The sequence below is a fragment of the Streptomyces sp. NPDC001832 genome (assembly GCF_040297265.1).
In the GTDB taxonomy this organism is placed as follows: Bacteria; Actinomycetota; Actinomycetes; order Streptomycetales; family Streptomycetaceae; genus Streptomyces.
The window spans coordinates 38,879-52,450 of record NZ_JBEOYU010000031.1 but is presented as its reverse complement, the minus strand read 5'-3'; the positions used below and the strand labels follow the sequence as shown (position 1 = coordinate 52,450).

The 13,572-nt window shown below is 69.0% G+C and carries 9 protein-coding genes; 5 read left to right on the top strand and 4 right to left on the bottom strand.

Annotation, left to right across the window (positions count from 1 at the left end):
* Positions 1–236: 236 nt before the first annotated feature.
* Both ABT115_RS22320 and ABT115_RS22315 read right to left on the bottom strand, forming a co-directional pair.
* The gene (locus ABT115_RS22320) at positions 237–3,176 is read right to left on the bottom strand and encodes an FAD-binding and (Fe-S)-binding domain-containing protein (protein WP_351792569.1); all 2,940 of its coding nucleotides are present in this window, start codon (positions 3,174–3,176) and stop codon (positions 237–239) included.
* An 85-nt stretch (positions 3,177–3,261) separates the two neighbouring features.
* Complete coding sequence (locus ABT115_RS22315) at positions 3,262–3,705, bottom strand: MarR family winged helix-turn-helix transcriptional regulator (protein ID WP_351792567.1); 444 nt, start codon at positions 3,703–3,705, stop codon at positions 3,262–3,264.
* A gap of 175 nt (positions 3,706–3,880) precedes the next feature.
* Between ABT115_RS22315 and ABT115_RS22310 the strand changes: the two genes are divergently transcribed.
* From ABT115_RS22310 to ABT115_RS22300, 3 genes are all read left to right on the top strand, one after another.
* Positions 3,881–5,686 carry an ABC transporter ATP-binding protein gene (locus tag ABT115_RS22310; protein ID WP_351792564.1) on the top strand — a complete coding sequence of 602 codons (1,806 nt, stop codon included), beginning with the start codon at positions 3,881–3,883 and terminating at the stop codon, positions 5,684–5,686.
* Between the two features lie 377 nt (positions 5,687–6,063).
* A complete protein-coding gene (gene mltG, locus ABT115_RS22305; protein WP_351792561.1) occupies positions 6,064–6,906 on the top strand; it encodes an endolytic transglycosylase MltG in 843 nt (280 codons plus the stop codon).
* 150 nt (positions 6,907–7,056) lie between these two features.
* Positions 7,057–7,536, top strand: a complete 480-nt coding sequence (locus tag ABT115_RS22300; RefSeq protein ID WP_351792559.1) for a secondary thiamine-phosphate synthase enzyme YjbQ — start codon at positions 7,057–7,059, stop codon at positions 7,534–7,536.
* A gap of 287 nt (positions 7,537–7,823) precedes the next feature.
* Here ABT115_RS22300 and ABT115_RS22290 read toward each other — a convergent pair whose 3' ends face one another.
* Positions 7,824–8,186, bottom strand: a complete 363-nt coding sequence (locus tag ABT115_RS22290) for a UBP-type zinc finger domain-containing protein (RefSeq protein ID WP_351792556.1) — start codon at positions 8,184–8,186, stop codon at positions 7,824–7,826.
* A 225-nt stretch (positions 8,187–8,411) separates the two neighbouring features.
* On the opposite strand from ABT115_RS22290, the gene ABT115_RS22285 reads away from it, so the two are divergent.
* The gene (locus ABT115_RS22285; protein ID WP_351792554.1) at positions 8,412–10,124 is read left to right on the top strand and encodes an FAD-dependent oxidoreductase; all 1,713 of its coding nucleotides are present in this window, start codon (positions 8,412–8,414) and stop codon (positions 10,122–10,124) included.
* A 420-nt stretch (positions 10,125–10,544) separates the two neighbouring features.
* Here ABT115_RS22285 and ABT115_RS22280 read toward each other — a convergent pair whose 3' ends face one another.
* Positions 10,545–11,654 carry a PP2C family protein-serine/threonine phosphatase gene (locus tag ABT115_RS22280; protein WP_351792551.1) on the bottom strand — a complete coding sequence of 370 codons (1,110 nt, stop codon included), beginning with the start codon at positions 11,652–11,654 and terminating at the stop codon, positions 10,545–10,547.
* A 457-nt stretch (positions 11,655–12,111) separates the two neighbouring features.
* Between ABT115_RS22280 and ABT115_RS22275 the strand changes: the two genes are divergently transcribed.
* The gene (locus ABT115_RS22275; RefSeq protein WP_351792548.1) at positions 12,112–13,563 is read left to right on the top strand and encodes an amino acid permease; all 1,452 of its coding nucleotides are present in this window, start codon (positions 12,112–12,114) and stop codon (positions 13,561–13,563) included.
* Positions 13,564–13,572 lie beyond the last annotated feature (9 nt).

Sequence of the window (13,572 nt, the reverse complement as noted above, 5' to 3'; positions counted from 1 at the left end):
GATCCTCCAGAAGGGGGGTCTGACGTGCGCGGCTGGTGAATGAACTTCGGTAAGGACCTTGGTAGTTGAGATTGCTGATGCGCAAGGGGGTTGATTGGACTCCTGTCCCGAAACCATGGACTTTCATGCACACGCAAAAGCCGGGCGGGCTCGGAAAGCGAGTCCGCCCGGCGATTGAGGCATCGTCAGATCCGTCAAGCGGCCTGGGATGAATCGGCCGCCGGACGGCCGCGTGATCACCTCACAACAGTCCCCGGCCGTGTGGCCCGCTCCAGCTCCATCAGCACCGAGTAGTACGAACGCCCCGTGGCCCGGTCCATACCGATCTCGCACATCCGGTTGGCCGAGAGATACGCGTCGTACTCCCGCGCATTCACCTCGGCGGCCTCCTTCGCCGTCGCGGAGGCCGTCAACTCCTTGTGCAGCATGCCGCGGTCGCCCGCGAAGGCGCAGCACCCGGCGTCGTCGGGGATCACTACCTCCTCGGCGCAGGCCTCCGCGACCGTGCGCAGCTGCTCCACGTCGTCCAGATGCTGCATGGAACACGTCGGATGCAGGACCGCCGAGCCTGTCTTCCGGAGCACCGTCAGCTCGGGAAGCAGTTCGTCCGCCGCCCAAACCAGGGAGTCGACAATGGTCAGCTCCCGGTGCAACTCCCGGTTGTCGTCGGTGAGATAAGGCACCACCTCATGGGCGATGCCCAGCGTGCACGACGATGCGTCGACGACCAGCGGCAGCCTACCGCCCGCCGTCCAGCCCCAGGCCGCCTCCACGATGCGGTTGGCCATCACGGCATTGCCCGCGTCGTACCCCTTGGAGTGCCAGATCGTCGAGCAGCAGGTCCCCGCGACATCGTCCGGGATCCATACCGGCTTTCCGGCGCGGGCGGAGACGGCGACGACGGCCTGTGGCAGCGACGGGCCGCGATGGCCTTCGGGACCGCCGAAGATACGGTTCACACACGCCGGGTAGTAGACGGCGCTCGCCCCGACACGGGAGGTACGGGGCAGTTTCCGGGCGGCGGCGCCGGGGATCTCGGGCAGCCATTCGGGCACCAGATCGGGGCGCACGGCCTTGCGGGCGAACGCGGTGAGCTTCTCCAGCGGCCCGTCACCGATCCGTTCGGCCGCGGCGACCGCGAGCCGCGCCGCCGCCTCCACCGCCTTGAAGTTCTTCGCGGTGAGCGCCGCGATCCGCTCTTCGCGCGGCGAGTGTCGCTGGTGGCGGAAGTCCTTCATCATGGCGCCGGTGTCGATGCCGACCGGGCAGGCGAGCTTGCAGGTCGAGTCGCCCGCGCAAGTGTCGACGGCGTCATAGCCGTACGCGTCGAGCAGCTGCGCCTCCACCCGTGAACCGCCCGGCTGCCGCATCATCTCCCGGCGCAGCACGATCCGTTGGCGCGGCGATGTGGTCAGGTCATGGCTGGGGCAGGTGGGTTCGCAGAAGCCGCACTCGATGCAGGGGTCCGCGACCAGCTCGACCTTGGGGATGGTCTTCAGCCCACGCAGATGGGCCTTCGGGTCGCGGTCGAGGACGATCCGGGGTGCCAGAACCCCGTCGGGGTCGATGACCTGCTTCGTGCGCCACATCAGCTCGGTCGCCTTCGGGCCCCACTCCAGCTCCAGGAAGGGGGCGATATTACGGCCGGTGGCGTGCTCCGCCTTCAGGGAGCCGTCGAAGCGCTCCACCGTCAGCCGGCAGAAGTCGTCCATGAACGCGGCGTAGCGGTCGACATCGGAAGGCTTCGCCGCGTCGAAGGCGAGCAGGAAGTGCAGGTTGCCGTGCGCCGCATGGCCGGCGACGGCGGCGTCGAAGCCGTGCTCCGCCTGAAGTCCGAGCAGGGCCTCGCAGGCGTCGGCCAGCCGGGAGGGCGGCACCGCGAAGTCCTCCGTGATCAGCGTCGTACCCGAGGGCCGGGAGCCCCCGACCGCGGTGACGAATGCCTTGCGGGCCTTCCAGTAGCCGGAGATGACCTTGGCTTCGCGGGTGAACTCATTGGTCACCGAGGCAACGGGGGCGATCAGGTCGAGCTCCTCGACGAGGGTCGCCGCAGCCCGCTCGTACGCCTCCTGGCCCGCTTCGTCCGGAGCCCGGAACTCCACCAGCAGCGCCGTGGTTTCCTTGGGCAGCTCGGCCCAGTCCGCAGGCACGCCCTGGACGCTCACCGACGCGCGCAGCGTATTGCCGTCCATCAGCTCGACGGCGATCGCCCCCGCGTCGTTGAAACGGGGCACGGCGGCCGCCGCCGCGGTCAGGGAGGGGAAGAACAGCAGGGCGGTGGAGATGCGGCGGTCCAGCGGCAGGGTGTCGAACACGACCTCGGAGATGAAGCCGAAGGTGCCCTCGGAGCCGACCATCAGACCGCGCAGGATCTGTACGGGCGTCGAGCCGTCCAGGAAGGCGTCGAGCCGGTAGCCGTTGGTGTTCTTGATCTCGTACTTGGCGCGGATACGGGCCGTGAGCTCGGCATCCGCCTCGATCTCCGCCTTCAGTGCCATCAGTCCCTCACACAGCCGAGGCTCGGCACGGGCCAGGTCCTCGTCCGCCGCGGGGTCGCCCGTGTCGACGACCGTGCCGCTCGGCAGTACGAAGGTGAGAGAGGAGACGGTGCGGTACGAATTGCGGGTCGTTCCCGCGGTCATTCCGGAGGCGTTGTTGGCGACGACTCCGCCGATCGTGCAAGCGATGGCGCTGGCCGGGTCGGGCCCCAGCAGCCGGCCGTGCCGGGCGAGGGCGGCGTTGGCCCGCAGGATCGTCGTCCCCGGCCGGATGCGGGCCTGCGCGCCGTCGTCAAGGACCTCGATGCCCGCCCAGTGGTGGCGTACGTCGACAAGGATGTCCTCCCCCTGGGCCTGGCCGTTCAGACTGGTGCCGGCAGCCCGGAAGACGACCTCGCGGCCCTTGCCGTGCGCGTACGACAGGATTGCCGAGATGTCGTCGATGTCCTCCGGGACCACGACGACCTGGGGGACGAACCGGTACGGACTGGCGTCGGAGGCGTACTTCACCAGGTCGGAGACCTTCCACAGCACCTTCTCAGGCCCCAGCAGATCGAGCAGCTCGCTGCGCAGCGGTTCGGGCGTGCCCTGAGACTGCTGGTCGGGGACCCGGTCCAGGGACGGCGTACGCACCGCACCAGGGCGCAGTGTTTCCGGCTTCGGCTCCAGCAGTGGCATGTCGAGCTCTCCTCGGCGGTTCGGTTCGGTTCGGTACGGCGACGGCACACACGCACCCATCCGGTGTACGCATGGCCGCACAGGTTCAGCAGCGGCGCTCCGGCATTCCGTTGACCAGGGCGGACAACAGTCCACCGAGCACCTCGCGCTGATCGGCGGTCAATGGAGCCACGATCTCCTCCGCGGCGGCCCGGCGCGCGTCGCGCAGCGACCGGAGGGTGGCGAGGCCCTCGTCGGTGATTTCGATCCGGACCACGCGGCGGTTGTCCGGATCGGGGGCGCGACGCACCCGGCCGCTCGCCTCCAGGCCGTCGACCAGACTGGTCACCGCACGCGGAACGACGTCCAAGCGCTGCGCGAGGTCAGCCATCCGGGGCGGACCGTCGAAATGCGCGACGGTGCGGAGCAGCCGGAATTGTGCGGGAGTTATGCCGATCGGCTCCAGCTGGCGGCTCTGAATCCGCTGGAGTCTGCGAGTAACCCGCAGTAACTGCTCGGCGAGCACGCCGTCGGCGTCGGAGGAATCCATGGGGGCAACAATATCAGGACCTTGTGCATTGTGAACATGGGTAACAATGAGCTATGCTCTCGAAAGTTTGAGTAGCCAGTTTTGAGGCCTGTGCTGCGACCGGCAGGGTTTGTCCTCGACGGGGCAAAGCTTGCGGGTCGCGGCGCTAGTTGTCGCGCGCCCGACGAAGGAGCCCATGAAACCCGACGAAATCACATGGACACCCCCGCTTCGGGACGGGAGCCGCCCGCCCGCCGAGCTGCGCCGCATCCTGCGCCTCTTCCATCCCTACCGAGGCCGGCTCGCCCTGGTCGGGCTGCTCGTCGGCGCGTCGTCGCTGGTGTCGGTCGTCTCGCCGTTCCTGCTGCGTGAAATCCTGGACACCGCCATCCCGCAAGGGCGTACGGGATTGCTGTCGCTGCTCGCCCTCGGCATGATCCTCACCGCCGTGATGAACAGCGTCTTCGGCGTCCTGCAGACCCTGGTCTCCACCACGGTCGGCCAGCGCGTCATGCACGACCTGCGCACCGCGGTCTATGCCCAGTTGCAGCGGATGCCGCTCGCCTTCTTCACCAGGACCCGCACCGGCGAGGTGCAGTCCCGCATCGCCAACGACATCGGCGGCATGCAGGCGACCGTCACCTCCACCGCGACATCACTGGTCTCCAATCTCACCGCGGTCGTAGCCACGGTCATTGCCATGCTTGCGCTCGACTGGCGGCTCACCCTCGTCTCGCTCCTGCTGCTTCCGGTCTTCGTCTGGATCAGCCGCAGGGTCGGCCGTGAGCGCAAGAGGATCACCACCCAGCGCCAGAAGCAGATGGCTGCCTTGGCGGCCACGGTCACCGAGTCGCTCTCCGTCAGCGGCATCCTGCTCGGCCGGACGATGGGCCGGGCGGACTCCCTCACCAAGGGCTTCGCCGAGGAGTCCGAGAAGCTGGTCGACCTCGAAGTGCGCTCCAGCATGGCCGGGCGGTGGCGCATGTCGACGATCGGCATCGTCATGGCGGCCATGCCCGCAGTCATCTACTGGGCAGCGGGCATGGCCCTGCAGTCCGGCGGCCCCTCTGTCTCCATCGGCACGCTCGTCGCTTTCGTCTCGCTCCAGCAGGGTCTCTTCCGGCCCGCCGTGAGCCTGCTCTCCACCGGGGTGCAGATGCAGACGTCCCTTGCGCTCTTCCAGCGGATCTTCGAGTACCTCGATCTCAAGGTGGACATCACCGAGCCGGAGAACCCCGTGCGGCTGGAGAAGATCCGCGGCGAGGTCCGCTTCGAGGACGTCGACTTCAGTTACGACGACAAGAGCGGCTCGACCCTCAGTGGCATCGATGTGACCGTGCCGGCCGGTGGCAGTCTGGCGGTCGTCGGACCGACCGGGTCCGGCAAGTCCACGCTCAGCTATCTGGTGCCCAGGCTCTACGACGTCACCGGCGGCCGGGTCACGCTCGACGGTGTCGACGTACGCGATCTGGACTTCGACACCCTGGCGCGCGCCGTGGGTGTGGTTTCTCAAGAGACGTATCTCTTCCATGCCTCGGTCGCCGACAACCTGCGCTTCGCCAAGCCGGATGCGACCGACGCCGAAATCGAGGCAGCCGCCCGTGCGGCGCAGATCCACGACCACATTGCCTCGCTGCCCGACGGCTACGACACCCTGGTCGGTGAACGCGGCTACCGCTTCTCGGGCGGCGAGAAACAACGCCTTGCCATCGCCCGTACAATCCTGCGCGACCCGCCCGTCCTGGTCCTCGACGAGGCGACGAGCGCCCTTGACACCCGTACGGAATCCGCCGTGCAGGAAGCGATCGACGCGCTCTCCGCGGGACGCACCACCATCACCATTGCGCACCGGCTCTCCACCGTCCGCGACGCCGACCAGATCATCGTTCTGGACGGCGGTCGAACCACCGAGCGCGGCAGCCATGACGAACTTCTCCAGCAGGACGGCCGCTATGCCGCCCTGGTCCGGCGGGACACCCGACTGGCTCCCGCGCCAAGCTGATCAGCGGAGGCGGGTGTGCCCCTGCCGAGGCCGTACACGCGGCGACGCCGCCGCTCCCGTGGGACGGGGAGCGACGGCGCCGGGGCGGAGCGATGATCAGATGAGCCAACCCACGAAGTGGACGATGCCGGCGAGCAGGTTGGTGATGAGGTTCATCGGGTTTTTCTCCTTGTACATGTGCATGTGTGGGACTGCGCAGTCGCGGTCTGCAGCCCGTCGCTTGCGCCCTGTAATCATCATCCGCCGAAGCGCCGTTGAGCAACGAACAGCGAAACGATCACACGTTCCAGCGAACACCCGATCCCCTGTTCGTGTGTTCTGTTTGTGGAGTGTGGGGCCGTGTCTGGGCATTTTGGACGGCGGGATAGCGTGTCTGCATGGCGAACGAGTTCCCGGACACCCCGCCCCGTCGCACTCTCCGCCCGACTCGGCGCGGCTTTCTGGTGCTGCTCATCGGCATCGCTCTCGTCGTGGCAGCAGCCGTCCTTGTACCGCTGCTGACGCGGCGGCCGAAGGCCGAGCGGGCACGCCAGCTCGTGATCCCCGAGGGGCGGCGGGCGTCCCAGGTGTACGCCGCAGTCGACAAGACCCTGGCCGTGGCATCCGGCACCACCGAGAAGGCCGCCGGCGCGGCAGATCTGCCGCTTCCGGCCGAGGCGAAGGGTAATCCCGAGGGTTACCTCTTCCCGGCGACGTACCCCGTCACCTCCGACACCACCCCGCAGAGCCTGCTCAGGTACATGGTCGACACGGCAGTCGAACGGTTCGGCGCGGACCACATCACCGCAGGCGCGCAGCGCAACGGCGTCTCAGTGTACCAGACGGTGACCATCGCAAGCATCGTGCAGGCCGAAGCGGACACCGATGACGACATGGGCAAGGTCGCCAGGGTCATCTACAACCGGCTCGAGCGGGGCATGCCGCTCCAGATGGACTCCACACTCAACTACGCTCTGAACCGCAGCACTCTGGAGACCACCACCGGCGACACGAAGATCGACAGCCCGTACAACAGCTACGAGCGCAAGGGGCTCCCGCCCACACCCATCGGCAACCCGGGGGAGCAGGCAATGACGGCGGCGATCACTCCCACACCCGGGTCGTGGCTGTACTTCGTCACGGTCGCGCCGGGAGACACCCGATTCACCAGCAGTTATGCGGAACACCAGAGAAACGTGGAGGAGTTCAACCGCAACCGCAGCAGCGCGTCCGACGGCTGAGCAGTTGTGCCGTCACATCACGGCCGGTGCGGGATGCTCGCCGAGCTGAACGGAGCTTGGCGCCGAGTGCAGCGATCCAAGACTGAAACGGTCAATGGCGACTCAGCATGTGGATGCGCGATCTTGCCGGATGAGCGAGAGGATGCAGGCATGCCCCATGCCTTCACCACCAGCGTCCTGCACATCACCACCGGATCGACGGAGACCGTCACCGATCTCACGCACGACTGCCAGCAGTTCCTTGTTCGGACCGCAGCCACCGGGGACGGCCTGCTCAACATCTTCGTACCGCACGCGACTGCCGGCATCGCCATCCTCGAAACCGGATCGGGCAGCGACGACGACCTCCTGGCCGCCCTCCACACGCTGCTTCCCTCCGACGACCGCTGGCAGCACCGCCACGGCAGCCCCGGCCACGGCCGCGACCACGTACTTCCCGCCCTCGTCCCGCCGCACGCAACACTGCCGGTGATCGGGGGGCGGCTGGAACTGGGGACGTGGCAGTCGGTGTGTCTGGTCGACACGAACGTCGACAACCCGCGCCGTCAGGTGCGGCTGAGCTTCCTGGGAGAGGGCGCCGGGTCTGTTGGGACTGTAGAGGCGAAGTCCGAGCGATGTATTGAGCCATAGTCGCCGGAGGGCTTGCCAAATGTTGGCGACTGTGCGCGGTGAGGGGCGGGCCACTGATGGTTTCAGGAGGCGGTGCGTATCTGCCTCAAGCAGATAATGGTGCAGGCGAGTTCGAGGAGTTCCTGGTGGAGATCGGTGCGTATCTCGTAGCGATGCGCAGACGCTTGAACCGGTGAGGCCGGGTCAAGGTGTGCTCGACGACCCAGCGGGTCTTGCCCGGGCCGGAGCCGTGCGGGGCGCCGCGGCGGGCGATCGCTGGGAGAGGAAGTCAGCGGCGAGGCTATGGCTCAGTGGAGGTGCCGTTCCCAGTCACCCGGTACGCGCTCTTGCGGTCCTGGGACGGGCTGGGCGGTGGGGTGGTTGGCGGGCGGGGCCAGGCGGGGACCGGTGTAGAACTGCTCGGTTTCGATGTTCCAGAACCAGTCCTCCCCGGGTTCGAAGCTGGCGAGGAACGGGTGGCCAGCCTGGTGCGCATGACGGGTGGCGTGCTGGGCGGGGGATGAGTCGCAGCAGCCGACGTGGCCGCAGGCGGCGCAGCGGCGCAGGTGGAACCACCAGCCGGGGCCGTCACCGGCCAGGCACTCGACACAGCCATCTCCACTCGGGGGCACTGAGGGGTCGATGCCGGGTATGTCGCGGTCCTCGGACATGACGCGTCTCCTCCGTCGGGGACACATCCATCGTCGCTCCTTTCAACCCGCACCGCACATGCCCCCCTTCCGCGCGACCGGTGGCCGCCGCAGGCCGAGCGGGCAGCGGCTGTCCGAGCGCTTCGCGGGGCGCCGGGGGACACTGGAGAGGTCCCGGCAACGCAGTCGGCCGGGCGCCGGCCAGAGGAGACACCGGCCGGTTCCACGGGAGCAGTGGTGGGGCTGATGAGTACGAGCAGCGGCATGCGGATTCCGAGCGAGTCCGGCGCGGACACGGACACGACCGATCCCTATCGGCGGATGACTCAGACCTTCCCCCGGCTCACCGACGAGCAGGTGGCCCGCGCTCGCTGCTTCGGACAGGTCGAGGAGCTCCGCGCCGGAACCGTACTGTTCCGGCGCGGAGACCGGAGCGCGGACTTCTTCGTCGTTCTGGAGGGCAGCATCGAGGTCTACCACGAAGCCCCGGACGGCACACTCCAGGTCATCACGGTGCACGGCCCCCAGCAGTTCACCGGCGAGCTGGACCTGTTCAACGACCGGAAGACCCTGGTCAACGGCCGGATGGGAGAGGACGGACAAGTGGCACGCCTGCACCGGCCGGAGTTCCGCCGGCTTCTGGTGGCGGCACCAGACATCTCCGAGGCCGTGATGCGCGCCCTCATCCTGCGCCGCCTGGGCCTGATCCAACACGGTCAGGCCACCGTGCTGGTCGCCGGCCCGCCCACCACCGCAGACACCCTGCGGGTGCTTCGGTTCCTCGAACGCAACGGCTACCCCGTCACCGCCATCGACCCTGCCGCAGGCCCAAGCGCCAGCGAGCTGCTCAGCCGCTACGGCCTGGGCGGCCGCCGGACCTGGCCGGTGGTGGTCTACCGGCCCGACCGATTCCTGGAGAACCCCACCAACCGGGAACTGGCACACCACCTGGGCCTCGCCGAGGAACTGGACCCGGCCTTGGTGTTCGACCTGGCCGTGGTGGGCGCCGGTCCGGCTGGACTGGCCGCCGCCGTCTACGCAGCCTCCGAAGGGCTGCGCACCGTGGTACTGGAGGCTGAGGCGCCGGGTGGCCAGGCCGGCACCTCGTCCATGATCGAAAACTATCTGGGGTTTCCCATCGGGGTGACCGGCCAGGCGCTGGCCGGGCGCGCCCAGGTCCAGGCTCAGAAGTTCGGCGCCCGCATCGTTCTGCCACGCCTCGTGGCGGGTTTGGACTGCAGTCAGCGGCCCTACACGATCACGCTGGAGGACGGCGACCGCTTGCGGGCCCGGACGGTCGTCGTGGCCACCGGCGCGCGCTACCGCCGACTGGACCTGCCCGGCCGGGCAGGGTTCGAGGGCAACGGCATCCACTACGCAGCCACCCTCATGGAGGCCGGCCTGTGCGAAGGCGAGGACGTCGTGGTCGTCGGCGGAGCCAACTCCGCCGGTCAGGCTGCCGTCTTCCTCTCCCGGCACGCTCGGCAGGTGCACATGCTCATCCGCGGCCCGGGCCTGTCCGAGGGCATGTCCCGCTACCTGGAGGACCGCATCGCAGCCTCCGACCGGATCCTTGTGCACCCGCACACCGAGCTCACCGGCCTCGACGGCGACGAGCATCTCAGCCGGGTGCGATGGGCCGACAACCAAACCGGTGCCATGGAGACCCGCACGATCGCCAACGTCTTCCTGATGCTCGGCGCCACCCCCAACACCGACTGGCTGCGCGGGTGCTTGGAGACCGACCACAGGGGTTTCGTGCGCGTCGGCACCGACGTCACCGACCGCCGGATGTATGCCGACGATGCTCAGCCGGCCGGACTGGAGACCAGTCTGCCCGGCGTCTTCGCAGTCGGCGACGTCCGCGCGGGGTCGGTCAAACGCGTCGCCTCCGCCGTCGGCGAGGGCTCCGTCGTCGTCTCCGCCGTCCACCACGCCCTCGCCGACCACAGCGTCTGAGGATCAGGCCGCCGTGCCGCGTGCCCAGATGTACGTCTTGGTGGGAGGTGCGTACTGGCCCGCTCTGCAGCCTGCGGAGGCTGTCCTCGACGGAGCGCTCGGCCGTCCTCCGGGCAGGACGGTCGGACCACAGGCGTGGAAGCAGGCGGCGCCGGCCGGGGTCCCGTTCGGCGGCACGCCTCCAGGGGCGTGATCCGTTGCGGGTGGGCGGGTTCCCTCACGCCCCCGGTCGCCTGGCCTGGCCTGGGCGGTCCGATGCCCCGCCCGGTCTCCTTGGTGAAGGAGGCTGGATCGGCGTTCCGCCGGTCCGATGGGTAATGCGGACGCGCCCGTGGGGTGTGGCAGCCGGGAGCGGGGGTGCGGCGCCGTGAAAACTTCGGGCGGCTCGCGCAGCGCGACCCGCCGTGTGTGGTGCCGGCCTCAGTGATGCGGTGAGCGGCGCACGGACAGGATGGCGATGTCGTCGTGCTGGCTGCCCTCGGCGAATGCTCGGGCATCGTCGTAAAGGGCCCGTGGCAGGTCGGTCGGAGGGAGGCCGAGCCGGCTCGCCAACCGCTCGTCGACCGGGTAGAACGTGCCGTCGGCGGCGCGCGTCTCGGTGAGGCCGTCGGTGCTCAGCAGCAGTGTCGAGCCGGGCGGGAACGCGAACCAGTCGACTGTCGCGGGCTCGCTCGAGAGTTCGGCCAGCCCGAGCGGTACACCGGTGACCAGCGGGAGCGTGGTGAGGGTGCCGGCATGCAGCAACTGCGGGGGGACGTGCCCGCAGTTGATCGCCTGTGCCTCGGCACTCGTGTCGACTCCGATGATCAGGGCCGTGACGAATCGTTCGTCTTCACCGGCCTGTTCGGCGTAGGAGTTGTGCCTGACGACCGAGGCGTCCAGGGCATCGACGACCGCCGTCAGGGTGGGCTCCCGGTGGGCGGCCTCGCGAAAGGCCCCGATGACGGCGAACGCGGCGCCGACGGCGGCGAGGCCCTTGCCCTGGACGTCGCCGATCAGCACCCGGGTACCCCAGGGCGAGTCGATGACGTCGTAGACGTCTCCGCCGACCAGTCGCTCCTCCTGCACGGGCTCGTAGACTCCGTCGACCAGGACGTCGTCGGTGAGCAGCGGCAGCGGGTGGAGGATGTGCCGCTGCATGGCCACGGCGGTGGAGCGCAGCCGTAGCATCTCCTCCTCGCGGGAGATGCGCCGGTGGCAGGTGTAGACGGAGACCCCGCCCAGGGCGAGGATGAGCAGCGCCATCAGGACGGCGTCGAGCCAATCCCTTTCGTCAGTGCCCCGGGCCAGCAGGGAGACGGTCGCCACGAGGGTGGCCCACGCGGACACGAGCGCGGTCTGGCGTACCGTGCCCAGCACCGCGGCGGTCGACGGCAGGAACACCAGCAGTCCGAGGAGCCACACCCCAGAACCGGACAGAACGCCGAGACCCGCCACCAAGACCGTCACCGAGACCACGCCGATCACCAACTCGGCGACGCTCAGCGGCTTGATGGAGAGGCTGGATTCTTTCCGACGAGTGCGGGGCACGAGACCTCCCGGGCAGATGATGATTTTTTGTACGCTAGTCAGGCACGTCGACACGGGAGCAGCGGCACGCCGGACCTGGTCAAGCGTGCTGTCGCGGAGCGGGGACTGTCAAAGTCGCCGTGAAATCGTTCCAGGAGCAGGCGACCACGGTCGGCCCTGAGCCGAGTCGGCGGACGGCGGCCGCGGCGACTGCCGGAGCCTTCGAACCCGCAGAGAAGGATGCGCGGTCACACGGGCCCAGTCCCGTCCGATTTTCGGTCGCTGTCGGCATCTCGGTGAACATTTACCGGCGATTTGTTATGCGGTGTCCGATATTCCACCATGGGGTGGATCCCCCGGCGTTTCCCGCAGCAGGCGTGTGCCCGCATTCGGCCCGCCGCTGCACCGGCCGCGGGCCGTGACGCCGCCCCCCGGGGCTGGCGACGGCACCCTGCACGATGAAAGGCGCACCATCCCCATGCACGACACCGGAACCGTCTCGCCATCGGCTCCGGCCCCGGGCAGCCCCGCTCCGGCCCCGGGCAGCCCCGCTCCGGCCCCGGCCCACGGCCCCGACCCCGCCCGGGCAGGGCACCTTCCGTCCTCGGATCGGGAAGGGGGCAGCCGGCACGCCCGGCGCTTCGGGCTTCCGGTCGCCACCGCGCTGGTCATGGGCAACATCATCGGCGGCGGCATCTTCCTGCTTCCGGCGGCCGTCGCCCCGTACGGCACCATCAGCCTCGTCGCCTTCGGAGTGCTCACCGTTGGAGCCATCGCGCTCGCGCTCGTCTTCGGGCGGCTCGCGCAGCGCGACCCGCGCACCGGCGGGCCGTACGTCTACGTGCGCGAGGCCTTCGGCGACTTCGCGGGCTTCCTGGCCGCCTGGTCGTACTGGATCACCTCCTGGGTGAGCAACGCGGCGCTCGCCGTCACCGCCGTGGGCTACCTGGACGTGCTGCTGCCCCTGCACGACTCGCCCTGGCTGATGATGACCGCTGCGCTCGTCGTGCAGTGGCTGCCGGCTCTCGCCAACCTCGCCGGGACCCGTTACGTCGGCACGGTGCAGCTCGTCTCCACCGTGCTGAAGTTCGTGCCCCTGCTGCTGGTCGCGATCGGCGGGCTGTTCTTCTTCGACCCGGACAACCTCGGTCCCTTCCAGGCCACCGAAGGCAGCGCCCTCGGCGCGGTCTCCGCGTCCGCCGCGATTCTGCTTTTCAGCTACCTCGGAGTCGAGTCGGCGGCAGTCAGTGCCGGCGAGGTGCGCAACCCGCGGCGCAACGTCGGGCGGGCGACCGTCCTCGGCACGCTTGGTGCGGCGCTGGTGTACCTGCTGGGCACCCTCGCCGTCTTCGGTACCGTCGCGCACGACAAGCTGCTCACCTCCCACGCCCCCTTCACCGATGCCGTCAACGCCATGTTCGGCGGCACGTGGGGCGGCACGGTGGTCGCCTGCGCTGCACTGGTCTCGATCGTGGGTGCGCTCAACGGCTGGACGCTGCTCAGCGCCCAGACCGCGTACGCCGCTGCTCGCGACGGTCTCTTCCCGGCACGCTTCGCGGTGAAGCGACGAGGCGTGTCGACCTTCGGCGTGACTGTCACAGTCGTTCTTGCCTCGCTGCTGACTGTCTACAACTACATGGCCGGGACGGCCCGGGTGTTCGAGATCCTGGTGCTGGTCACGACGTTCACCGCGACCGTTCCGTACCTCCTGGCGACGGCGGCTCAGCTGTACTTCCTCCTCTCGGGGCGGCGCGACCAGGTCCGCCCCGCCCGCCTCGCCCGAGACGCCGCGCTCGCGCTGGCCGCCTTCGGCTTCTCCATGTGGCTCCTGGCGGGTTCCGGCTACGCCGCCGTCTACCAGGGCGTGCTGTTCCTCTTCGCGGGAGTCCTGGTCTACGCATGGATGTCGGCCCGCAAGGCGCGCGCCTGAGGTCTCGGC

Coding starts and splice junctions, on each gene's coding strand:
- ABT115_RS22285 (WP_351792554.1), top strand. CDS start 8,412: ATGAGTACGAGCAGCGGCATGCGGATTCCGAGCGAGTCCGGCGCGGAC.
- ABT115_RS22315 (WP_351792567.1), bottom strand. CDS start 3,705: ATGGATTCCTCCGACGCCGACGGCGTGCTCGCCGAGCAGTTACTGCGG.
- ABT115_RS22310 (WP_351792564.1), top strand. CDS start 3,881: ATGAAACCCGACGAAATCACATGGACACCCCCGCTTCGGGACGGGAGC.
- ABT115_RS22290 (WP_351792556.1), bottom strand. CDS start 8,186: ATGTCCGAGGACCGCGACATACCCGGCATCGACCCCTCAGTGCCCCCG.
- ABT115_RS22300 (WP_351792559.1), top strand. CDS start 7,057: ATGCCCCATGCCTTCACCACCAGCGTCCTGCACATCACCACCGGATCG.
- ABT115_RS22320 (WP_351792569.1), bottom strand. CDS start 3,176: ATGCCACTGCTGGAGCCGAAGCCGGAAACACTGCGCCCTGGTGCGGTG.
- ABT115_RS22275 (WP_351792548.1), top strand. CDS start 12,112: ATGCACGACACCGGAACCGTCTCGCCATCGGCTCCGGCCCCGGGCAGC.
- mltG (WP_351792561.1), top strand. CDS start 6,064: ATGGCGAACGAGTTCCCGGACACCCCGCCCCGTCGCACTCTCCGCCCG.